Origin of the sequence: Microbacterium trichothecenolyticum (assembly GCF_000956465.1) — a bacterium.
In the GTDB taxonomy this organism is placed as follows: Bacteria; Actinomycetota; Actinomycetes; order Actinomycetales; family Microbacteriaceae; genus Microbacterium; species Microbacterium trichothecenolyticum.
Genome location: NZ_JYJA01000037.1, coordinates 112,374 through 133,066, shown reverse-complemented (window position 1 = coordinate 133,066; position 20,693 = coordinate 112,374). Strand labels below are relative to the sequence as shown.

Here is a 20,693-nt window from a genome sequence, read left to right as displayed (position 1 = left end):
GCTCCCGATCCGGAAGGTCTCGCGTGCGCCGCACAGTGGTTCTCGTCGTCGCGCTGACGCTCGCGCTGGCGACGGCGGGGGTCGGCGTGTGGCTTGCGATCGCCGCAACGGCCGGGAACACGGATGCAGCGCCCTCGGCGTCCTCGTCGCCCTCGGCGTCGCCCACGGCACCGGTGACGGCCGACGACTACTGCTACGTCGAGGCGATGATCTACTACCGGGTCAAGGAGCAGGAACTCGCAGACACCCTGCTGCGCAAGCAGGGGATCGACGCCGGGGCGAGCGGGTTCGCCACCGGCATCGCGGCGCGCAGCGAAGACGAGCTCGAAGACCTGCGGGCGTGGTACCTCTCATGGGCGGATGCGCGTCCTGCCGAGCCGCCGGCCGACGGGCCGTGCGGCGGCCACGGCGCCGACCACGCGCAGATGCCCGGCATGCCGTCGTGGAGCATTCTGCAGGGGTTCGTCGACGCGCAGCACCCCGATGCCGAGCGCCGCTTCGCAGAGATCCTCCAGGCGCAGAATGCCGGGATGATCGCGCTGGTCACGCTCATCCTCGAGGGCGACCCGCATCCGGCTGTAGCCGGATCGGCCGAAGAGGTGCTGAAGCAGGCCGAGGCCGACCAGGAGACGCTGCAGGGCATCCTCGACGCCCTGCCGTGATCACCTCCGCTCGGGTTCGCGCGGATGCAGCGGTCCACAGCATCCGTGTTCCCCCTCCTCCGACAGGTCAACCGGGTCTCTGCATGACGGGGGAACGCGTTCCGGTCGGGGGCAAGCCCGGTTGACCTGTTGAAGCGGTGAGGCGCGACGTCACCAGCCGCTGAGCGAGCCGAGTGGAGCGAGCGCGCGCGCGGCGTCACGCAGCGCGCCGACGTGACGGGCCGCCACCGAGAGGCGCGAGATCGAGGTCGACAGCGTCACCGCCCCGATCGGACGGGCCGCGTCGTCGTGGATCGGGACCGCGAGGCAGCCGCGATCGGAGGTGAGCAGGGCGGCCTGCTCGGTGTAGCCGCGGACGGCGTACGCCTCGTGGATCGCGCGCACGTCGTCCGCGGGCGGGGCGACGCGCCAGTTCGGCGCCTGCGGCATCCGACGGTCCGGGTGCGCGACGAGCCAGAGATGTCCGATCGCCGAGCGCGTGGGATCGGCGAGGAGGGCGTCGCGGTCCGACAGCGGCTGGGACTCGTCCTCGTCGAGGACCATCAGGCCCGAGCGGTGGAAGGCGAACAGGTGCACGGCCTCGCCGGTGTCGTCGCGCAGCCGGGCCACCACCGCCGCGTGCTCGGGCCGGGTGCGCGCGCCCACGATCGCGGCGAGCTCCAGCACGCGCGTTCCGAGCAGGAACCCCGAGAAGTCGCCGCGACGCACGAGATACTCGTCGCGCACGAGCGAGTTGACCACGCGGTACACCGTCGCGCGGGGCGCGCCGACGGCACGGGCGATCTCGGCCGCCGAGGCGCCGCGGTCGTCGCGGGCGACCTGCTCGAGGATCTCGAGAGCCAGGCCCAGACCCTTCTCCGGCAGGCGGGTGTCGCCCGCGAGGCCCGCGCCGTTCACGTCCGCGCCGGCCCGTCGATGCAGTCGGCGTCGGTCGGCCAGTCGTGCACGCCGACGCGGGCGGCCACACGGGGATGGCGCGCCAGGCGGACCGAACCGGCCACCACGACCGCGGCGAGGATGCCCACGGACCACAGCAGACCCGCCGGATTGTCGCGCAGCGTCGCGGCGAGGTAGAAGCCCAGCACGCACAGCAGCCCCGCGAGCGGACCGACGCTGAGCACGACCGCCCGGACGGTGAGCTCGCCGATCCGAGCGAGGAACACCGGAGCCGCCGCGCACACCAGCGCGTAGGCGAGCACGAAGCCGAGGATCGACGCCGGCGAGGTGACGATGCGCATGTCCTGTCGGCTGCCTCCCCACGCGAGGATCGCGACCGGCACCAGCGTGACCGCAGAAGCAAGCAGTACGCCGCCGATCGCCGGCACCCCGCGCCGCGACACGCGCCCGAACGCCGCGGGCATCAGCCCCTCGCGGCTCATCGCGAAGACCAATCGCGTCGCGGCGTTGGTCATGGCGAGCGCGCACGCGAGGAACGAGATCGCGACGATCACGTCGATGAGGGTCGCGAGTCCGGTGACGGACGCGAGGGAAGCCGCACCCGGGCGCTCTGCGACGATCGACAGCTGCGCCGCGGTGCCGACGAGCATCACGAGCCCCGTGGCGCCGACGCTCACCATGATCGCGCGGGGGACGGCGGCGAACGGGCGACGGGTCTCGGGGCCGAGCGCGGCGCCGCTCTCGAATCCGACGAAGCCGATCAGGGCGAAGGCGACGCCGGTGATGATCGCCTCGAGCGACACATCCGGGGCGCGAGGGATGAGCAGACCGACGTCCCAGCGGGTGAGGCTGAGCGCGGCGATGGAGAGGCATAGCACGGTCACGACGGCGATCGACTCGAGCACCAGCAGCACGCGCGTCGACATGCGCAATCCACGGGCGACGACGAAGGCGATGACCGCCCCGAACCCGGCGATGAGGGCGATCACGAGCCACGGGGGCGCATCGCCTCCGCTGAGGATGTTCGCGAGCCGTGTGGACCCCGAGGTGAGCGTGTTCATCGCCACGGCGAGGTAGCCGATCCCCAGCGCTGCCCCGGTGACGAGACCCGCGTGGGAGCCGAGCCCGCGTACCGCGAACGTGTACAGGGAGCCGGTGCTCACGATGCGTCGCGCGAACATGCCGATCACGAGGCCCACGCCCACCACCAGGGTGATCGTGATCGCGATGTCGAGGAAGGCGAAGGAGCCGCTTCGTGCGAAGGCGGCGGCGGGATGGATCAGGAGCACGCCGGCAGGAGCGGTGGCCGCCACGGACTGCGCGACCACGTCGATCGTGTGCGCGTGGCGTCGGCGGAGTCCGGCGAACGGAGAGCTGGCTCCGAGATCGTTGCGCGGACGAGCCCGCTCGATCGCGCCCGCGAGTGCACTGCTCACGCGACCTCCTCGCTTCCGGCGCTCGCCGCCATGCGGCTGGCCGTGACGCTACCGGGTGCGCGTTGCCGGGAACGACGAGCCATGTTTCGGCCGCGTGACGAGCCGTGGGAACGAAGTGCGCCGGGCGCGCGCCCTCGTCTCACCAGGTTTTCGCCCGACGTTCTCGGCCCTGAATCATCGGGAAACGGCGGCGTCCAAGAATCGGCCTCGATGCGGGTGCGAGCCGCATCTTCGCCGTCGAAAGGACTCCTGTGACCGAACAACAGCTCTCCACCGAGGGGGACTCGCCGCCCTCGGACCCGCGGCCCTCGAGGCGGGGCCGTTTCCTCACTCCCCGTGCGCTGGGCATCGGCTCTGCGCTCGCCGCGACCGCCGCGGCTGTCGCCCTCGTGTTCGCGACGCAGACCGCCGTGCAGGCGACCTCGTCTCCCGAATCGCCGGCGTCCACCCCCATCGCCGCCGACAGCACCGACGAGGACGCCCCCGAGAAGGCGACGGAGGTTTCGAAGCCGACCACCGTCGCCGCCGCGTATGACGGGCTCACCGGCGCCGAGGTCGAGTACGTGCGCTTCCTCGGCGCCCAGGACCCCGCGTTCGCCGCGGGCAAGGACCTGTTCGGCGAGCCTGGCCTGCAGTTCCTCTCGACCGACGTCGCCGACCCGCAGGCGTACTCGGACGGGCACCGCCGGCTGCTCTCGCTGTACTACGACTACGCCACCAACGAGACGGTCAGCATGATCGTCAACGTCACGAACGGCGCGATCGAATCGGTCGACCGTGCGTCGGGCACGCAGCCCGCGCCGACCGATGCCGAGACCTCGTTCGCGTGGGAGCTGCTGCTCGACGCTGACACGGCGCAGCCCGTGGTCGACGAGTTCGCCGCACTCACCGGCGGCTCGGTCCTGACCCCGGCATCCGCCGAGGTGCTCCTCACCGCGCACTCGTTCGTGACGGATGCCGGATCCTTCGGCGCCGAATCGTGCGGCGTCGACCGGTGCGTGCAGGTGCTCGCCCAGGTCGACGGCGGCGCCTTCCTCACCACCAGCACGTACGTCGTCAACCTGTCGACGCGTGCCGTCCTGTCCATCTCATGACCATGGAGACACCCCCGATGAAACGAACCTCCCTCCGCCGGCTCCTCGGCGCGGGCACCGCGATGGCCCTCCTCGCGGGCGGCCTCGTGCTGTCGGCGCCGGTCGCGGCGTCCGCGCAGACCGTCACCGAGGCGTCCTGCTCCGGCGAATCCCTCGTCTCGGAGACGCTGGAGTCCGGCTCGAGCTGGCAGATGTGCTGGCGCCTCGACACCTACCGAGGCCTCGTGCTCGACAAGATCGCGTACCAGCCGCGCGACGACGCGGCGCCGATCCTCGTGCTCGACTCGATCGCGCTCGCGCAGCTCAACGTGCCGTACGACACGGGCGCCACCGAGTACAACGACGTCACCACCTACCAGGTCGGCGGTCGCCGGCTGCAGGCGATCGAGGCCGTCGACTGCCCGGTGGGCGAGGTCTTCAACGCGTGGGTCGACGCGACCCGCGGCTCGATCCCCGCGCTCTGCATCGGCGAGGAGGACTCGGGCCTCGCGTACCGCTCGAACATCGCCCGTGACGCGCTGTACGCGGCGCAGGGCACCGACCTCGTGCTGCACACGGTCTCGCGGATCGGCTGGTACGAGTACCAGACCGAGTACCGGTTCCACGACGACGGCGAGATCTCGGTGCGCCTCGGCGCGACCGGCGACCTGTCGCCCAATGACTACGTGAACGTCGTCAACCAGGGCTGGCCGATCGCGCCAGGCCAGGAGGACTTCGCGGTCAACCACTACCACTCGGCGTTCTGGCGCGTGGACTTCGGCATCGACTCGGGCGCGAACCAGGTCGTCGAGAAGTTCGCGACCACGCCGACGGGCGAGTACGGCACGACCGGCGACACCGGCCACACCGCGATCCTCGAGACGCAGCTCACCCAGATCACGAACGAGACCAAGACGATGGGCGCGAACCGCGAGGCATACCGGGTCGTGAACCCGGAGAGCCTCAACGCGGACGGCCACGCCCGCTCGTACGAGATCATCGTGCCGCGCGACCAGGCGTACAACCTCAACCCCGAGACCGACTTCGACATCGCCTTCACCTCGGCGAAGTCCGATGAGGTGCACGCCAGCCACAACCTGATCCCCTCGAAGGCGGGTCAGATGGTCACCGACTACATCGCCGACGGCGAGACGCTCGAGGACCCGGTGGCGTGGGTGAACGTGGGCTTCCACCACATCAACCGGGACGAGGACCAGAGCCCCATGCCGATCCACTGGCAGGGATTCACCCTCTACCCGCGCGACTTCGCCGCGCAGAACCCCAACATCCCCGAGGGCCGCAAGTGGGTCAACGGCGACATGCGGGGCGTTCCGAACCCCAACATCACCCCGACGCCCACCGCGTCGCCGACGCCCACCCCGACGACCGAGCCGACGGGTGAGCCGACGCCGACCGCGACCCCGACCACGCCGGGCAACGGGAACGGGAACGGCAACGGGAACGGGAACGGGAACGGGAACGGCAACGGCAACGGCAACGGCAACGGGAATGGGGCCACGCCGGCCCCGGCCTCCGTGACGTTCGGCTCGGGCGAGGTCGCTCCGGGTGCCGCGCAGACGGCCACGGCCGCCGGCTTCACCCCGGGCGAGACGGTGAGCGCCGTTCTTCACTCCGACCCGGTCGCTGTCGGCACGTTCGTCGCCGACAGCGAGGGCGTCGTGAGCGCGCAGTTCGTCGTCCCGTCGGCCACGCCGGCCGGAGAGCACACCCTCGTGCTGACCGGGCAGACCTCGTCGGCGGTGGCGCAGGGCACGTTCACCGTGGCGTCCGCGTCGCCCGCAGCGGTGTTCGGCGCCCTGGCCACCACGGGCACCGACGCGAATCGCTGGGCGCTCTCGGGGCTCGTGCTCCTGGTCGCCGGCGCGGGCCTCGCCGGCACCTCGTGGTACCTGCGGCGTCAGCAGAGCCTGAAGGCTCACGCCTGACCCGCTCCCGCGGGGCGGCGCCCGGCGCCGTCCCGCGGGACCCTCCCTCGGCGCACCCGCCGGGGACGCGGCATCCGACCCGAAAGGACACCTGATGCGCAATCGCATCGCCGCGCTCGGCGTCGTGCTGGCCCTGTCGACCGTGGTCGTCGGCGCCACCGCCGTCGCGCTCGCGCTGACGACGCCGGAGGACTCGGCTCCGCAGGCGGCAGCCTCAGGAGCGATGACGGATGCCGCCACCGCCGCCTACCCGACCCTCGAGGACCACTGCTACATCGAGGGCATGATCCCGCACCACGAGCAGGCGCTCGAGCTGAGCCGCCTGGTGCTCGGCGCCCCCGGTGTGCGCGAGCGCACACGGGCGCTCGCCGACTTCATCGTCGCGGACCAGACCGCCGAGATCGACACGATGCGTGCCTGGCAGACCGCGTGGCGCGGCGCCATTCCCGCCGAGGGGTCGGCCGGCGGCCACCAGGGTCACGATGCTGCCCAGGCCGCCGCCGGTACCATCCCGACCGGCTGCGGAGATCACGCGCACATGCAGATGAAAGGCATGGCGACCGCCGAGCAGCTGGCCGCACTGGACGCGGCCGACGGTGTCGCCGCCGACCGGATGTTCCTCGCGCTGATGATCGCGCACCACGAGGGTGCGCTCGAGATGGCGGAGAACGCCGTCCGTGAGGGATCGAACGCGTTCGTCCGCAACTCCGGCAAGCACGTGCTCGTCGAACAGCAGCGCGAGGTCGCCGCCATGACCGCGCTGCTCGCCGAGGCGTCGTGACCCCGGTCGCTCAACAGGCCGATCGGGCTTCGACGGGCGATTCGCATCGGGTCGGATCCGGGGATTCCGCGGCCGACCCGTCGACGCGGGGCGACGGCGGCCGGGGCGACGGCAGGCGGGGCGACGGCAGGCGGGGCAGGCTCGTGTCCATCGCAGCGGTTGTCGCTCCCGTCGTGTTCGGGCTCGTGATCGCCACGGCCTTCGGCGTCGCGACCGTTCGCAACGACTCGATGAGCCCGACCCTGCACAGCGGTGCCACCGTCGTGTTCGATCGCTGGAGCACGCCCGCGCGCGGCGACGTCGTCCTCGTCGTCGACCGCGAGGGCTGGTCGGGCACGCCCGACACGCTCCTCGTGAAGCGGGTCGTCGGCGTCGGTGGGGATGTCGTGATCTGCTGCGAAGCGGGCAGCGGTCGGCTCCTCGTCAACGATCACCCTCTCGACGAGCCCTACGCGGGCGAGGTGCGCCCGGGCGGCGACATCCCCTTCCGCGTCGCGGTGCCCGACGGTGCGGTCTGGGTCATGGGCGACAACCGCGCCGGCTCGGCGGACTCGCGCCTCTCGGTGTCCGAGCCCGGTCACGGCGCCGTGCCGCTCGGCGACCTCCGCGGCACGGTGCGCCTCTGGTGGGGCGGCTGAGACCCCGCCTCGTGCGGATCCGCCGGCCCGCAGCATCCGTGCGTCCTGCTCCCGCGTACATCTGTGACGAACGAACATCGAGGGGCGGGGCCGCCCCGGGGCGTCGGGCGAGGCATAGCCTGGAGGTATGGCGACGAAGCCCCCGACAGCCGACATCGATGAGACCCGCCTGCGCGCGTCGCGACCCAAGAAGGTCGCGGTGGGCGTGCCGGCGGTGCTGCACGCGCTCGAGATCGCGAACGAGCAGATGGGCGTCATGCGCTCGGTGCAGACGCTCATGCGGGTCAACCAGAAGGACGGCTTCGACTGTCCCGGCTGTGCGTGGCCCGAGGAGGACAAGCGCCACATCGCGGAGTTCTGCGAGAACGGCGCCAAAGCGGTCGCCGAGGAGGCGACGCTGCGCCGCGTGGGTCCGGAGTTCTTCGCCGCGCACTCGCTCGACGAGCTGCGCGCCCATGACGACTGGTGGCTCGGGCAGCAGGGCCGGCTGACCCACCCCATGGTCCTCGACGAGGGGGCTTCACACTACCGCCCGATCTCCTGGGACGACGCGCTCTCACTCGTCGCCGACGAGCTGAAGGCCCTCGATGACCCCGATGAGGCCGTCTTCTACACGTCGGGACGCACGTCGAATGAGGCGGCGTTCCTCTACCAGCTGCTCGTGCGCGGCCTCGGCACCAACAACCTGCCCGACTGCTCCAACATGTGCCACGAGTCGTCGGGCTCGGCGCTCACCGAGACGATCGGCATCGGCAAGGGCACCGTCTCGATCGAGGACGTCCACGAGGCGGACCTGCTGATCGTCGCCGGCCAGAACCCGGGCACCAACCATCCCCGCATGCTGTCGGCCCTCGAGAAGGCCAAGCGGCGCGGCGCGACGATCATCGCCGTCAACCCGCTGCCCGAGGCCGGGCTGATGCGGTTCGAGAACCCGCAGACGGTGCGCGGCGTCGCGTTCGGCGGCACGAAGCTCGCCGACGAGTTCGTGCAGATCCGGCTCGGCGGCGATCAGGCGCTGTTCCAGGCCATCGGCAAGCACCTCCTCGAGGCCGAAGCCTCTGACGGGGGAGTGCTCGATCACGACTTCATCGCGGCGCACACCAGTGGTTTCGACGCCTATCGTCAGGCGATGACGGATGCCCCGTGGCGAGACCTCGTCACCGCCACCGGTCTGCCCGAGAAGGCGCTGCGCCGCGTGGGCGAGGCGGTGCGAACCTCGAAGGCGACCATCGTCTGCTGGGCGATGGGGCTGACCCAGCACAAGCACTCCGTGCCGACGCTGCGCGAGGTCGTCAACGTGCTGCTGCTGCAGGGCAACATCGGGCGACCCGGCGCCGGTGTCTGCCCGGTGCGCGGGCACTCGAACGTGCAGGGCGACCGGACGGTGGGGATCTACGAGAAGCCTTCGGCGGCGTTCCTCGATGCGCTCGACGCCGAGTTCGGGTTCGCCGCTCCGCGCGAGCACGGCTTCGACACCGTCCAGGCGATCCGCGCGATGCGCGACGGGCAGGTGCGGTTCTTCATGAGCATGGGCGGCAACTTCGTCTCGGCCACGCCCGACACCGCCGTCGTCGAGGCGGGGATGGCCCGGGTAGGGCTCACCGTGCACGTGTCGACGAAGCTCAACCGATCGCACGTGGTCACCGGCCGCCGCGCCCTCATCCTGCCGACGCTCGGACGCACCGACCGCGACCGCCGCGGCGGACGCGAGCAGCGGGTCACGGTGGAGGACTCGATGGGCGCGGTCCACTCCTCGCGCGGGCGACTCGCCCCGCCGTCGGAGGAGCTGCTCAGCGAGGTCGCGATCGTGGCACGGCTGAGCGCACTGATCTTCGGGGCCGCGGATGCCGCGGCGACGGCGCCACGAGCGGGGGAGATGTCGCGAGCGGAGGACGACTTCGCCGCATCCGCTCCTCCCGTGCTCACCTCTCCTCCGCTCGTCGCAGCCGCGCGGGGGAGTGCCGACCCGGGGACCGACCACGGGCTTCCCGAGCACGGCGCGGCGGAGGGCGAGCGTCCGGATCCCGTGGGGGTGCAGCATCCGTCCAACGTCCCTCAGGCCGACTGGGCGGCGCTCGAGGCCGACTACGCGCTGATCCGCTCGCACATCGAGCGGGTCGTCCCGGGTTTCGACGACTACGAGGAACGCATCGACAAGGGGCGCACGCTGCACCTGCCGAACGGTCCGCGCGACGCGCGCCGGTTCGCCACCGTCGACGGCAGGGCGCGGTTCACGGTGAACCGGCTCGAGTACCCGGTGATCCCGCGCGGCCGGCTCCTGCTGCAGACCCTCCGCTCGCATGACCAGTACAACACCACGATCTATGGCAAGGACGATCGGTACCGCGGCATCCACGGCGGCCGACGTGTGGTGCTCGTGAACGCGAAGGACATCGTGTCGCTCGGGTTCACGGAGAACGACGTCATCGACCTCGTGTCGGAGTGGACGCGCCCCGACGGCACGATCGAGGAGCGCCGTGCCGAGGAGTTCCGCATCGTCGCCTACCGCACGCCGCGGGGGAACGCCGCCGCGTACTATCCCGAGACGAACGTGCTCGTGCCGCTCGACTCGGTCGCCGACGTCTCGGGCACGCCGACGTCGAAGTCGGTGATCGTCCGGCTCGAGCGCCGCGCGTGATCCGCGCGTGCGCACCTAGGCTGGACGCATGACCCGAGCCGCTGTCGTCACCGTGTCGGACCGCTCGGCCGCGGGTTCGCGGACGGATGAGAGCGGACCGCTCGCGGTCGCCGCGCTCCGCGAGGCCGGCTTCGACTGCGCAGATGCCGTCGTCGTCCCCGACGGCGCCGACAGTGTCGAGCGCGCCCTCACGGCGGAGGTCGTCGCAGGCGTGAAGCTCATCGTCACGACCGGCGGCACGGGGGTCTCGCCGCGCGACCAGACGCCCGAGGGCACCGCGCGCGTGGTGACCCGCCATATCCCCGGCATCTCCGAGGAGCTGCGTCGCCGCGGTGCCGCCGAGAAGCCCGTGGGAATGCTCACGCGCGGCCTGGCCGGCGTCGTGGACCCCCACGGCGTGCTCGTCGTGAACCTTCCGGGATCCCCCGGGGGCGTGGCATCCGGGATGCCGGTGGTGGTGTCGGTCGCCCGCCACGTGCTCGACCAGCTCGGCGGGAGCGACCACTGATGGCCGTGTCGACCCATGCCGTGCGGATCGCGGCGATCAGCGCCGAGCCGCTCGATCTCGACGCCCACCTGCGCGCCGTCGACGACGCGCACATGGGCGCGGTCACCACGTTCGTGGGGCGCGTGCGCGATCACGATCCGGATGCCGCCACCGCCGTCGTCGCCCTCGAATACTCCGCCCACCCCGACGCCGAGGCCACGCTCTCCCAGCTGGCGGCGGCCGCCATCGGCTCGACCGGAGCACTCGTCGCGGTGTCGCATCGGGTCGGGACCCTGCAGGTCGGCGATGCCGCCGTCGTGATCGCGGTCGCCTCGGCGCACCGAGCGGAGGCCTTCGAGGTCTGTCGCACGCTCATCGAGACGATCAAGACGGACCTCCCGGTGTGGAAGCGTCAGGTCGAAGCCGACGGCACCGCGACCTGGCTCGGCCTCGGCGGCTGAGCCCACCGGAGCGCCGAGCACAGAATCGGAGTCCACCGCCGCCACGCCGGGTCGAGGCATCCGTCCCCGCCGTGTCGCCGGAGATCTCCGATGCTCTGCGCGCCGTCGGGGCCCTCAGCCGCCGGCGAAGGGCGGCAGCACGTCGACGAGTTCGTCGGCGCCGAGGGGGGTGTCATCGTCGACGCGCGAACCGCCGACGAGCACGGCGCAGCGGGGGAGGATCCCGCCGAGGCTCGGGTAGGCCGCCGAAACGGCGTCGCGCAGCGCGCCCAGCGTGGGCTCCGAGCGGCGTTCGGTGTCGAGGCCGGTCGCCTCCTGGGCGGCGGCGAAGTATCGGACGACGGCCACTAGACCTCCCACTCGTTCGCCATCGCGGTGATCACGGCGACAGCGGCCGCCGTGTCTTCGGGCGAGCCGCCGGCGCGACCGGCGACGAGACCGGCGGCGAACGCGCTGAACGGCGCCGCCGGGCGTGCGACTCCCAGCGCGACGTCGCGCGCGAGGTCGAGGATCAGGGCCACGGGGAGCTCTTCCGGCGCGAGGCCGAACCGCTCGCGCAGCGCGTCGGCCCACGCGTCGAGGGCCTCGGGCGGAAGGGTGCGGGACTGCTCGCTCATGACGGCTCCTCCGGTGCGTGCTCGGCCCTTCTCCGGGCCTCCTCCAGATCCTCCCACGTGTCCACGTCGCGGGTCAGGTCGTCGGGCGCGACCACGACCGTGATCGCGAGATCGTCGAGCAGCGCGCGGACGGGGGCGTCACGACCGGCATCGGGAAGAACGGATGCTGCGGCCCGCAGCGCGCCCGTGCGATAGGCGCCGATCAGCCACTGCGGCCGGCTCGACGCGTCGGCGAGGCAGACGCCGTCGCTGTCGGAGGGGAGGAGCGGGATGTCGTCGACGAGCCGACGCACGGCGGCGCCGGTGCCCGGGAGGTCGCACGCGAGCACCAGCGTCCACGCAGGGTCGTCGTCCTCCGACCAGGAGGCGAGAGCGGCGACGACGGCCGCCGCAGGTCCGGTGAACGGCGGGTCCTCGCGCACCCAGTCGACCGGCAGCGTCTTGTCGAGGACGGGCGCCACCACGGTGATCGGCCGGGCGGCGGCATCCGTCGCCGCTGTCACGGCTGCCGCCAGCAGAGTGCGCCCGCCCACGTCGAAAAGCGGCTTCGCCGCACCGTCGACGCGGGACGCGCGGCCGCCCGCCAGCAGGATCGCGCCGAGGCCGCCCTCAGTCGGGGTCATGCCTCGTCCGGGCGATGCCAGTCGCCGCTCTTGCCACCGGTCTTCGTCACGATGCGCACGTTTTCGATGGAGGTTCCCTTGTCGAGGCCCTTCACCATGTCGACGACCGCGAGCGCGGCGACCGAGACCGCGGTGAGCGCCTCCATCTCGACGCCGGTGCGGTCGGCGGTGCGCACCGTCGCCTCGATGCTCACACCGTCGTCGACGATCGCGAGGTCGACCGTCGCGCCGTGCACGCCGATCACGTGGGCCAGCGGCAGCAGTTCGGGGGTGCGCTTGGCGGCCTGGATGCCCGAGATGCGGGCGACGGCGAGCACATCGCCCTTCGGCACCGAGCCGTCACGCAGCGCGGCGACGACGTTCGCGGCGCACCGGACGAACCCGCGCGCGGTGGCGGAGCGCACCGTCGGCTGCTTGAGGGTCACGTCCACCATGCGGGCGTGTCCCGCTTCGTCGAGGTGTGTGAACGTCGGCTGCTCGGTGCTCATGAGATCAGCATGACATCGACGAGGTCGCCCGCTGCGACGGCGTCGACCTCGGCCGGCACGATGGCGTACGCCTCGGCGCGGCCGAGTCCTCCGGCCAGATGCGATCCGCCGGAGGTCGCGGGGATCACGCGCCACGCCCCGGGGTCGGTGCGGTCGATGGTGACGGGAAGGTATTGCCGCCGGCCCGGCGGAGTGCGCCAGTCCGCGGCCGCGGGCAGCGTGAGAACGGGGCGATCCCGCACCCGGCGACCCTGCATGAGCAGCAGGGCGGGTCGCACGAACACCTCGAACGACACTCCGGCGCTGACCGGGTTGCCGGGCAGACCGAACAGCAGCGCGCCCGAGGGAAGGCGGCCGAAGCCCTGGGGCTTGCCCGGCTGCATGGCGACCTTCGAGAACGTCATCGTGCTCTCAAGCGTCGTCTTGACGACCTCGTAGGCGCCCGCGCTCACGCCGCCCGAGAAGACGACGACCTCCGCCGACCGCGGTGACCTCGGATCGGTCACCTCCGCCAGCACAGCATCCAGGTCGCCCGGCTCGTCGGGAACGCTCGCGCGCCGCACGACCTCGGCGCCCGCGTCGGCGGCGAGTGCGGCGAGCAGCACGCTGTTCGACTCGGGGATCTGGCCGCGGCGCAGTGGCGCCCCGGGTTCGACCAGCTCGCTGCCGGTCGAGATCACGGCTACCCGCGGTCGGCGCGCGACCGCGACTACCGCGACGCCGCACGCCGCGACCGCCGCGACCTGCAACGCACCGAGCACGACGCCCGCGGGGAGCACCTCGTCGCCGGCACGCGCGTCTTCTCCCGCGCGGCGGACGTGCGCGCCGAGGGCGCGCGGCGCTCGCAGCACCGAGATCGACCCGAGCGAGTCGGCGAGTCCGCCGGCGGTGTCCTCGAAGGGCACGATCGCGTCGGCGTCGGTGGGGACGGGGGAACCCGTCATGATGCGGGCGGCCTCGCCGGGTGCGAGCTTCGGGTCGGCGGCGGTTCCGGCAGGCAGGTCGGCGACGACACGGAGGGTCACCGGGGCGCCGGGGGCAGCATCCGCGACATCCGCGAAGCGCACGGCGAAGCCGTCCATGGCGGAGTTGTCGAAGACGGGGATGTCGACGGCCGCCCGCACCGGTGCGCGAAGCGTTCGGCCGTGGGCGTCGGCGAGAGGGATGCGCTCAGCGGGCAGCGGCTGGGCGGCGGCCAGCACGTCGGCGAGCTGCTCCTCGACGGCGCGGAGCCCGCTCACGCGTGCACCGCGCTGATGTCACGGTTGTACGCGTCGATGCCTCCGGCGAGGACGGATGCCTCGACCCCGGCGTCACGCAGAACAGCCGCTGCGCGCTGCGCGCGCATTCCCACCTGGCAGACGACGACCACGGCCGGCGCGCTGATCCGCGACGGGTCGGCGAGCACGTCGCCGAGGGGCAGCAGCACCGAACCCGGGATGACGCCACGCTCCGTCTCGAAGGGCTCGCGCACGTCGAGCAGCATCGAGCCGGCGCGCTGCGCCGCCAGGGCCTCCGCGGGGGACAGCTGCGGGATGGCGGGGAGTGGTGCCGCATCGCCTCGGGTCGATGCCCCTGCCGTGGGTGCAGGAGCGGTGCCATCCACCGCCGGTCGCAACGGCACCTCGTCGGTGCGACCGCGGAGCGCGTCGATCACGAGCACGCGGCCCAGGAGCGGCTCGCCGACCCCGGTGATCAGCTTCACGGTCTCGGTCGCAAGGAGCGACCCCACCTGCAGGCACAGCGAGCCGAGCACGCCGACCTGTGCACACGACGGTGCTTCGCGCCCGGCGTCCGGCGGGTACAGATCCGCGAGTCTGATCGGTCGCTCTCCGGCGGGCGGCGCCGACCAGAAGACGGTGACCTGCGCGTGGAACTCCTGCACGACGCCCCACACGAGGGGCACGCCCAGCTGCTCGCACGCCACGGCGACGGCCTCGCGGGTCTCGAACGTGTCGGTGCCGTCGACCACGATGTGCGCGCCCGAGAGGAGGTCCGCCGCGTTGTCGGTCGTGAGCAGCTCCCGCACCGGACGCACCACGGTGGTGGGTGAGAGGTCCGCGGCGATGCGCACCGCCGAGTCCACCTTCGGCGCCCCCACATCGCTCACCCGATGCATCACCTGGCGCTGGAGATTGGATGCCTCGACCAGGTCGTCGTCGATCACGGTGATGGTGCCGACCCCCGCGGCCGCGAGGGCGAGCACGGCGGGAGAGCCGAGACCGCCGGCTCCGACGACGGCGACGTGCGCCGCGGCGAGCCGGCGCTGGGCGATCTCGCCGAAGCCGGCCAGCACACGGTGACGGGCGGTGCGCGTGCGTTCGGAGTCGGTCAGCTCGGCGACCGGCTCGACGAGCGGGGGAAAAGCCATGCCCTCAGGCTAGCCGCGCCCGTGCGCACGCAGGCCGGTCGTTCGGCAGCTCCGATCAGTCCTGCTCAGCGATCTGCCGGCGGCGGCAGAGCATGGCGCCTACTGTGCTCCGAGACCGGCTGCGCGGCGAGCACGTCATGCGGCGACGCGCGAGGCCGCACGACGTCATGTTCCGTCCAGGGGGACGGGCGTGCGGCCTAGCCTGCGTTCATGGGTGACGTGGTGGGTGTCGTGGCGCGGACAGGCCGCGCGGTCGTGCGGGTCGACGGACGGGAACCGCCGGCGCTCGAACGAGTATGGGCCGAGGCTCTCCCGGAGCTCTCCCGCCCGGTCGCTCCCGTCCGGACTCCGCGGCCGCGGGTGCTCGTGCTGAACGACGAGGTCGCCGTCGAACTCGGCCTCGACCCCGACTACCTGCGCTCGCCGGAAGGGGGCCGCTTCCTGACCGGTGAGTCGCTCGGGTCGGGGTCCGTCCCCGTGGCCCAGGTGTACGCAGGGCATCAGTGGGGCGTCTTCAAGCCGATCCTCGGCGACGGTCGAGCGGCGCTCCTCGGTGAGCGGCGTGACCGCGCCGGACGACTGCGCGATGTGCACGTGAAGGGGATCGGCCCCACGTCGATGTCGCGGGTCGACGGGTTCGCCGTGGTCGGGCCGATGCTTCGCGAGTTCCTCATGGCCGAGGCGATGCACGCGCTGCGCGTTCCCACCACGCGGGCGCTCGCCGTGGTGGCCACCGGTGCTCCTCGCGACCATGACGGTCGTGTGCTTCCCGGCGCCGTCCTTGCCCGAACGGCGTCGAGCCACGTGCGGTTCGGCTCGTTCGAGTACGTGCGCGCGCAGGGCGACTCCGAGCTGCTGCGCCGGCTCGCGGATCACGTCATCGCACGCCATCACCCGGCGGCGGCCGGCGCCGATCATCCGTATCGTGCGCTGCTCGACGGGATCGTGGATGCGGTCGCGGCCGTCACCGTCGACTGGATGCGCACCGGCTTCGTGCACGGCGTCCTCAGCACCGACAACGTGCTGGTGTCGGCGGAGACCATCGACTACGGTCCCTGCGCGTTCCTCGACGCGTACGAACCCGGTGCGTACTTCAGCTCCATCGACCAGCTCGGCCGCTACGCCTACGACAGGCAGCCCTCGATCATGCGATGGAACCTCGAGCGGCTCGGCGACGCCCTGGCGCCGCTGCTCGCAGACGATCCCGCGGCCGGCGCATCGGTGGCCAGAGAGATCGTCGACACGTTCGACGGGCGCTATCGGTCGTACTGGGCCGCGGCGTTCCGGGACAAGCTCGGGTTGGATGATCGGATCGACGAGCAACTCGCCGCCGAGCTCGCCCAGGGCGCCCTCGACCTGCTCGCGGACCACGGGGTCGACTTCACCGGGTTCTGGCGCGATCTCGCGGCGGCTGCGGAGCAGGATCGGCAGCCGCTGCGCGATCGCTTCCTCGGACCGGTCGCCAGGCTCGACGCGTGGCTCGCCCGATGGTCGGCGCTGGCGCCGGACGCCGCCCTCATCCGGGCGACGAACCCGCTGTACATCGCCCGCAACCACATCGTCGAGGAGGCGCTGCAGGCAGCGACCGACGGGGATCTCGCGCCCTTCGAGCGGCTGCTCGACCTGCTGTGCGACCCGTACACCGAGCGGGCCGGGAGCGAGTACCGGCGCTTCGCGCGGCCGGCGCCTGAAGGCACGGCCCGGCATCGCACCTTCTGCGGCACGTGATCGCGGGCCCAACGCGGCCCGGACCTACTCGATCTCCGGCGGGCGGTACTTCATCGGCAGTCCTGCGACCACCAGCTCGTAGGAACGGTCGATCGCCTCGCGCAGCTCGTCGTCGGGGATGCCGCCGCCCGTTCTGAGCCGGTTCCAGCCGGAGCGCCCGATGTACGCCGCGACGGTGGCGTCGTCGGGATAGCGCGCCAGCCAATCGTCGGCCTCGTCACGCGTCGTCGCCGCCTTGACGCCGATCGAGCTGCCATCGCCGAGGAAGACGAAGATCTTCCCGCGCTCGCCTGGACCCACCTTGAAGACCGGGTCGTCCTCCCAGGGCTCGTCCTCCCACGCTCCCGGCTTCGCGGCACAGTACGCGCGGATGTCGTCCGGGGTCACCCCCTCAGTATCCTCGCCCGATCGGTTCGGAGGCGAGCCTCGGCGTGAACATCCCCGGGAACTCACCGCCACGCTCCGCCGCCCCACGCCCGAACCGCAGCTGCGGAGAATTCGAAGAGATAGGTCCGCATCTGCGGTGCTAGCGTGAGGGCGTGAGCAGTTACAAGATCGCCGAAGCGGCGCGCCTTCTCGGCGTGAGCGACGACACCGTCCGGCGGTGGGTGGACGCGGGGACGCTGGCGACGACCGGGGCATCGCCGATCGAGATCCCCGGCGACGCACTCGCGGCGCACGCGGTCGGGCTGGCCGCGACGCCGAAGGATCCGGGCGACGTGCTCTCCAGCGCCCGCAATCGGTTCGTCGGACTCGTCACGCGTGTGCAGATCGACGGCGTCATGGCGCAGGTCGACATCCAGTCCGGCCCGCATCGTGTGGTCTCGCTCATGTCGTCCGAGGCGGTGCGCGAGCTCGATCTCGAGCCCGGCTCCCTCGCCGTCGCCCTGGTGAAGGCCACGAACGTCATCGTCGAAACCCCGAAAGGCTGACATGCCGCGCTCCGCGCTTGTGCGCACCTCTGTCGTCCTCGCCTCCCTCGCGCTGCTGCTCACCGGCTGCGCGACCGGCGCCGATCAGGATCCGGCCGCGACGTCGGTGCCGACGACGTCGGCCGAGCCCGAGCTCGCCGGCGACCTCACGGTGTACGCGGCGGCTTCGCTGAAGGCGGCGTTCGATGAACTGGCGACGGAGTTCGAGGTGCAGCATCCGTCCGTCGATGTCCAGCCGATCACGTACGACGGCTCGTCGACGCTCGCGACCCAGATCATCGAGGGCGCTCCCGTCGACGTGTTCGCGTCGGCCGACGAGAAGAACATGCAGAAGGTCGTCGACGAGAAGCTGGCGTCCGGCCCGGAGCTGTTCGCGACGAACACGCTCGTACTGGTGGTGCCCGCCGGCAACCCGGGCGGCGTGGAGAGCCTCGACGATCTCGCGACCGCCGACCTCACCGTCGTGCTGTGCGCCGCCGAGGTGCCGTGCGGCGGGGCGTCTGCGACGCTGCTCTCGGACGCCGGCGTCACGGCGAGCATCGACAGCTACGAGCAGAACGTGACGGCGGTGCTGACCAAGGTCGCCGCCGGTGAAGCAGACGCGGGCCTCGTCTATGTGACGGATGCGGCGACCACCGACGACGTCGAGGCGATCGAGGTCGACGGTGCCGAGGATGTCGTGAACCGCTACTCGATCGTGGCTCTCTCCGCCGCGGCGGACCCCGAGGTCGCCGACGCGTTCGTCGCGTTCGTGGTGGGCGACGAGGGCCAGGAGGTGCTCGCGGCCCTGGGCTTCGGGGCGCCGTGACCACCGCCGCAGCGGCGCACGCGCCCGCGCGTGAGGAACGCGCGGGGTTCGTGCCGCGCGTTCTGGCCGTGCCGGCGGTGGTCGGGCTCGCGTTGCTCGTGCTGCCGCTCGGCGCTCTCGTGCTGCGGGTCGAGTGGGGGACGCTGTGGAGCGACGTCACCTCGCCCCAGGCGCTGTCGGCACTGGGGCTCTCGCTCGCGACCGGCGCGGCGGCCACGATCGTGTGCGTCGTGCTCGGAGTGCCGCTGGCGCTTCTCATCGCCCGGAGCACCGTGCGCACGGCCGCCGTGCTGCGGGCTCTGGTGACGGTGCCGCTCGTGCTGCCGCCGATGGTCGGCGGGGTGGCGATGCTGTTCCTCTTCGGCCGCACGAGCTGGCTCGGCGGCATCCTCGCGGAGTGGGGCATCCGCATCCCGTTCACGACGACCGCCGTCGTGATGGCGCAGACGTTCGTCGCGCTGCCGTTCCTCGTCCTCGCGCTCGAAGGCGCCCTTCGGGCGACCGGGGTCGGCTTCGAGCAGGCGGCCGCGGGCCTCGGGGCGGGCCGGTGGACGATCCTGGCCCGCGTGACCCTGCCCCTTGCCGCCCCGGGACTGGTCGCCGGGATCGTGCTGTGCTTCGCGCGCGCGATCGGCGAGTTCGGGGCGACGGCGCTGTTCGCGGGCAACGCGCCCGGCGTCACGCAGACCATGCCGCTCGCGATCTACACCGCCTTCAACGGCGCGGGCGTCTCGCAGGGCACGGCCGTCGCGCTGTCGCTGCTGCTGCTGGTGACCGCCGTCGGCGTGCTGCTGCTCGTGCGCGCCTGGCGAGCGGAGGCGCCGCGATGAGCGCCCTCGCTTGGCAGACCCGGAAGGATGCCGAACCCGGCGCCGTGGCTGGACTCGACGCCCGCGTGGTGGTGCGTCGCGGCGGGTTCGCCCTCGATGCCGTGCTGCGCGTGCCCGGCGGATCAGTGGTCGCCCTCATGGGTCCGAGCGGCGCCGGCAAGTCCACGCTCCTCGGGGTGCTCGCGGGCTTGACGGGGTTCGACCAAGGCCACGTACGTCTCGGGGATCGCACGCTCGACGAGTCTCCCGTACGCCGCACGCCGCCCGCGTCGCGCGGCGTGGTGCTCCTCGGGCAGGACCCGCGCCTGTTCCCGCACCTCAGCGCTCGCGACAACGTCGCCTTCGGGCTGCGCGTCCATGGCGCGGCCAAAGCCGCCGCCGCGGACGGAGCCGCCGACTGGCTCCGGCGCGTCGGCCTCGAGGGTCTGGGCGGGCGTCGTCCCGCGCAGCTGTCGGGGGGCCAGCAGCAGCGCGTCGCACTGGCGCGTGCGCTCGCCACGGCGCCCGCCGCGATCCTCCTCGACGAGCCGCTGACGTCGCTCGACACCGAGACCGCCGGCGATGTGCGCGCGCTCCTGCATCAGCAGCTCGCGGCCACCGGCACCACGGCGGTCGTCGCGACCCACGACGCGGTCGACGCGGTGGCGCTCGCGAGCCGCCTGGTCGTGCTCGAGGGCGGCCGCGTCACGCAGTCGGGTCCCGTCCGTGAGGTCCTCGCGTCGCCGGCGACCCGGTTCGCCGCGGCGGTGGCGGGCCTCAACCGGGTGGAAGGGCGAGCGGTCCCCGCGGCCCCTCCACTCACCCCCGGCGCGTCGAGTGGAGCCTCAGGCCGTGTGGGCCCAGCTGCGGCCTGGCGTGCGGGGAATCTCGTGCTGCCGCTACCGGCGGGGGTGCGGCATCCTTCGCTCGCGGCCGTCTTCCGGCCGAGCGACGTGCGGGTCGTCGACGGAGCGCCGAGCGGTGCGGGGGAGTGGACGGCGCACATCGTGCGGCTCGAGCAGACGCCCGCAGGCGTGCGGGTGCGCACCGCCGATCCCGACGTCGCGGTGGACGTCACCGCCGACCGCGCGGCGGGGCTGGCGCCGGGTGATCCGATCACTCTGCGAGTCGACCCGGCCGACGTGCGCTTCGTCGTCGAGGCCTGAGCCTGCGCCGGCTCAGCGCCTCTCCTCTTCGCGCGCCGGAGCGCGCTCCGCTCAACGACCGGTGCTGGGGGTCCTGCTCGTCGAGCGCGCGAGGAACGAGCGAGACGAAACGCCCTGTGGTTCCGGGAACGC

General features: G+C 72.4%; 22 protein-coding genes. 13 read left to right on the top strand and 9 right to left on the bottom strand.

Features of this window, described 5'->3' with window-relative positions; genetic code table 11:
* Positions 1-23 precede the first annotated feature (23 nt).
* Entirely contained in the window at positions 24-662 is a 639-nt protein-coding gene (locus RS82_RS13595; RefSeq protein WP_157005579.1) for a DUF305 domain-containing protein, read from the top strand.
* Between the two features lie 150 nt (positions 663-812).
* Here RS82_RS13595 and RS82_RS20755 read toward each other — a convergent pair whose 3' ends face one another.
* Both RS82_RS20755 and RS82_RS13585 read right to left on the bottom strand, forming a co-directional pair.
* Positions 813-1,559 carry an IclR family transcriptional regulator gene (locus RS82_RS20755; protein ID WP_052676836.1) on the bottom strand — a complete coding sequence of 249 codons (747 nt, stop codon included), beginning with the start codon at positions 1,557-1,559 and terminating at the stop codon, positions 813-815.
* Positions 1,556-2,995 carry an APC family permease gene (locus RS82_RS13585; protein ID WP_052676835.1) on the bottom strand — a complete coding sequence of 480 codons (1,440 nt, stop codon included), beginning with the start codon at positions 2,993-2,995 and terminating at the stop codon, positions 1,556-1,558. The genes RS82_RS20755 and RS82_RS13585 overlap by 4 nt, the downstream gene beginning before the upstream one ends.
* Positions 2,996-3,246: 251 nt before the next feature.
* Here RS82_RS13585 and RS82_RS13580 point away from each other — a divergent pair, with 251 nt between their 5' ends.
* The 7 genes from RS82_RS13580 (at position 3,247) to RS82_RS13550 (ending at position 11,019) form a co-directional block, all read left to right on the top strand.
* Complete coding sequence (locus RS82_RS13580) at positions 3,247-4,089, top strand: hypothetical protein (RefSeq protein ID WP_045300319.1); 843 nt, start codon at positions 3,247-3,249, stop codon at positions 4,087-4,089.
* 17 nt (positions 4,090-4,106) lie between these two features.
* Positions 4,107-6,014: a copper amine oxidase gene (locus tag RS82_RS13575; protein WP_052676834.1), complete on the top strand. Its 1,908-nt coding sequence runs from the start codon at positions 4,107-4,109 to the stop codon at positions 6,012-6,014.
* A 94-nt stretch (positions 6,015-6,108) separates the two neighbouring features.
* Positions 6,109-6,795: a DUF305 domain-containing protein gene (locus RS82_RS13570; protein WP_045300317.1), complete on the top strand. Its 687-nt coding sequence runs from the start codon at positions 6,109-6,111 to the stop codon at positions 6,793-6,795.
* 143 nt (positions 6,796-6,938) lie between these two features.
* The gene (gene lepB, locus RS82_RS13565; protein ID WP_045300314.1) at positions 6,939-7,433 is read left to right on the top strand and encodes a signal peptidase I; all 495 of its coding nucleotides are present in this window, start codon (positions 6,939-6,941) and stop codon (positions 7,431-7,433) included.
* Positions 7,434-7,560: 127 nt separating this feature from the next.
* Positions 7,561-10,071, top strand: coding sequence for an FdhF/YdeP family oxidoreductase (locus tag RS82_RS13560; protein ID WP_045300312.1), 2,511 nt, complete (start codon positions 7,561-7,563; stop codon positions 10,069-10,071).
* Positions 10,072-10,099: 28 nt separating this feature from the next.
* On the top strand, positions 10,100-10,579 hold the full coding sequence (locus RS82_RS13555; protein ID WP_045300310.1) for a MogA/MoaB family molybdenum cofactor biosynthesis protein: 480 nt from the start codon (positions 10,100-10,102) through the stop codon (positions 10,577-10,579).
* Positions 10,579-11,019: a molybdenum cofactor biosynthesis protein MoaE gene (locus RS82_RS13550; RefSeq protein ID WP_045300308.1), complete on the top strand. Its 441-nt coding sequence runs from the start codon at positions 10,579-10,581 to the stop codon at positions 11,017-11,019. The genes RS82_RS13555 and RS82_RS13550 overlap by 1 nt, the downstream gene beginning before the upstream one ends.
* A 114-nt stretch (positions 11,020-11,133) precedes the next feature.
* Here RS82_RS13550 and RS82_RS13545 read toward each other — a convergent pair whose 3' ends face one another.
* From RS82_RS13545 to RS82_RS13520, 6 genes are read right to left on the bottom strand one after another with little or no spacing between them, the layout of a single operon-like run.
* Positions 11,134-11,367: a MoaD/ThiS family protein gene (locus RS82_RS13545; RefSeq protein WP_045300306.1), complete on the bottom strand. Its 234-nt coding sequence runs from the start codon at positions 11,365-11,367 to the stop codon at positions 11,134-11,136.
* Complete coding sequence (locus RS82_RS13540; protein WP_045300304.1) at positions 11,367-11,636, bottom strand: DUF6457 domain-containing protein; 270 nt, start codon at positions 11,634-11,636, stop codon at positions 11,367-11,369. The genes RS82_RS13545 and RS82_RS13540 overlap by 1 nt, the downstream gene beginning before the upstream one ends.
* Complete coding sequence (mobA, locus tag RS82_RS13535) at positions 11,633-12,259, bottom strand: molybdenum cofactor guanylyltransferase (protein ID WP_045300302.1); 627 nt, start codon at positions 12,257-12,259, stop codon at positions 11,633-11,635. The genes RS82_RS13540 and mobA overlap by 4 nt, the downstream gene beginning before the upstream one ends.
* Entirely contained in the window at positions 12,256-12,747 is a 492-nt protein-coding gene (gene moaC, locus RS82_RS13530; RefSeq protein ID WP_045300300.1) for a cyclic pyranopterin monophosphate synthase MoaC, read from the bottom strand. The genes mobA and moaC overlap by 4 nt, the downstream gene beginning before the upstream one ends.
* Positions 12,744-13,988, bottom strand: a complete 1,245-nt coding sequence (locus tag RS82_RS13525) for a molybdopterin molybdotransferase MoeA (RefSeq protein ID WP_045300299.1) — start codon at positions 13,986-13,988, stop codon at positions 12,744-12,746. The genes moaC and RS82_RS13525 overlap by 4 nt, the downstream gene beginning before the upstream one ends.
* Positions 13,985-15,118 (bottom strand): ThiF family adenylyltransferase, encoded by a 1,134-nt coding sequence (locus RS82_RS13520; RefSeq protein WP_045300298.1) that lies wholly within the window; start codon positions 15,116-15,118, stop codon positions 13,985-13,987. The genes RS82_RS13525 and RS82_RS13520 overlap by 4 nt, the downstream gene beginning before the upstream one ends.
* A gap of 210 nt (positions 15,119-15,328) precedes the next feature.
* Between RS82_RS13520 and RS82_RS13515 the strand changes: the two genes are divergently transcribed.
* The gene (locus RS82_RS13515; RefSeq protein ID WP_084695643.1) at positions 15,329-16,846 is read left to right on the top strand and encodes a protein adenylyltransferase SelO; all 1,518 of its coding nucleotides are present in this window, start codon (positions 15,329-15,331) and stop codon (positions 16,844-16,846) included.
* Positions 16,847-16,870: 24 nt separating this feature from the next.
* Here the strand turns inward: RS82_RS13515 and RS82_RS21865 are convergent, their stop codons facing one another.
* Positions 16,871-17,233 (bottom strand): MmcQ/YjbR family DNA-binding protein, encoded by a 363-nt coding sequence (locus RS82_RS21865; protein WP_045300296.1) that lies wholly within the window; start codon positions 17,231-17,233, stop codon positions 16,871-16,873.
* Positions 17,234-17,385: 152 nt separating this feature from the next.
* On the opposite strand from RS82_RS21865, the gene RS82_RS13505 reads away from it, so the two are divergent.
* The 4 genes from RS82_RS13505 to RS82_RS13490 are packed head-to-tail and all read left to right on the top strand — an operon-like array spanning position 17,386 to position 20,561.
* Positions 17,386-17,778 carry a TOBE domain-containing protein gene (locus tag RS82_RS13505; RefSeq protein WP_045300294.1) on the top strand — a complete coding sequence of 131 codons (393 nt, stop codon included), beginning with the start codon at positions 17,386-17,388 and terminating at the stop codon, positions 17,776-17,778.
* Position 17,779: 1 nt separating this feature from the next.
* Positions 17,780-18,586, top strand: coding sequence for a molybdate ABC transporter substrate-binding protein (modA, locus tag RS82_RS13500; RefSeq protein ID WP_045300292.1), 807 nt, complete (start codon positions 17,780-17,782; stop codon positions 18,584-18,586).
* Entirely contained in the window at positions 18,583-19,416 is an 834-nt protein-coding gene (locus tag RS82_RS13495) for an ABC transporter permease (protein WP_045300290.1), read from the top strand. Before modA ends, RS82_RS13495 begins: the two co-directional genes overlap by 4 nt.
* Positions 19,413-20,561: a sulfate/molybdate ABC transporter ATP-binding protein gene (locus RS82_RS13490; RefSeq protein ID WP_045300288.1), complete on the top strand. Its 1,149-nt coding sequence runs from the start codon at positions 19,413-19,415 to the stop codon at positions 20,559-20,561. The genes RS82_RS13495 and RS82_RS13490 overlap by 4 nt, the downstream gene beginning before the upstream one ends.
* Positions 20,562-20,693 lie beyond the last annotated feature (132 nt).

Bases quoted from the DNA above. Each gene is read 5' to 3' on its own strand.
- RS82_RS13520 (WP_045300298.1), bottom strand. From the start codon at position 15,118: ATGGCTTTTCCCCCGCTCGTCGAGCCGGTCGCCGAGCTGACCGACTCC.
- mobA (WP_045300302.1), bottom strand. From the start codon at position 12,259: ATGACCCCGACTGAGGGCGGCCTCGGCGCGATCCTGCTGGCGGGCGGC.
- RS82_RS13555 (WP_045300310.1), top strand. From the start codon at position 10,100: ATGACCCGAGCCGCTGTCGTCACCGTGTCGGACCGCTCGGCCGCGGGT.
- RS82_RS13490 (WP_045300288.1), top strand. From the start codon at position 19,413: ATGAGCGCCCTCGCTTGGCAGACCCGGAAGGATGCCGAACCCGGCGCC.
- moaC (WP_045300300.1), bottom strand. From the start codon at position 12,747: ATGAGCACCGAGCAGCCGACGTTCACACACCTCGACGAAGCGGGACAC.
- modA (WP_045300292.1), top strand. From the start codon at position 17,780: ATGCCGCGCTCCGCGCTTGTGCGCACCTCTGTCGTCCTCGCCTCCCTC.
- RS82_RS13540 (WP_045300304.1), bottom strand. From the start codon at position 11,636: ATGAGCGAGCAGTCCCGCACCCTTCCGCCCGAGGCCCTCGACGCGTGG.
- RS82_RS13570 (WP_045300317.1), top strand. From the start codon at position 6,109: ATGCGCAATCGCATCGCCGCGCTCGGCGTCGTGCTGGCCCTGTCGACC.
- RS82_RS13550 (WP_045300308.1), top strand. From the start codon at position 10,579: ATGGCCGTGTCGACCCATGCCGTGCGGATCGCGGCGATCAGCGCCGAG.
- RS82_RS13575 (WP_052676834.1), top strand. From the start codon at position 4,107: ATGAAACGAACCTCCCTCCGCCGGCTCCTCGGCGCGGGCACCGCGATG.
- RS82_RS13515 (WP_084695643.1), top strand. From the start codon at position 15,329: ATGGGTGACGTGGTGGGTGTCGTGGCGCGGACAGGCCGCGCGGTCGTG.
- RS82_RS13560 (WP_045300312.1), top strand. From the start codon at position 7,561: ATGGCGACGAAGCCCCCGACAGCCGACATCGATGAGACCCGCCTGCGC.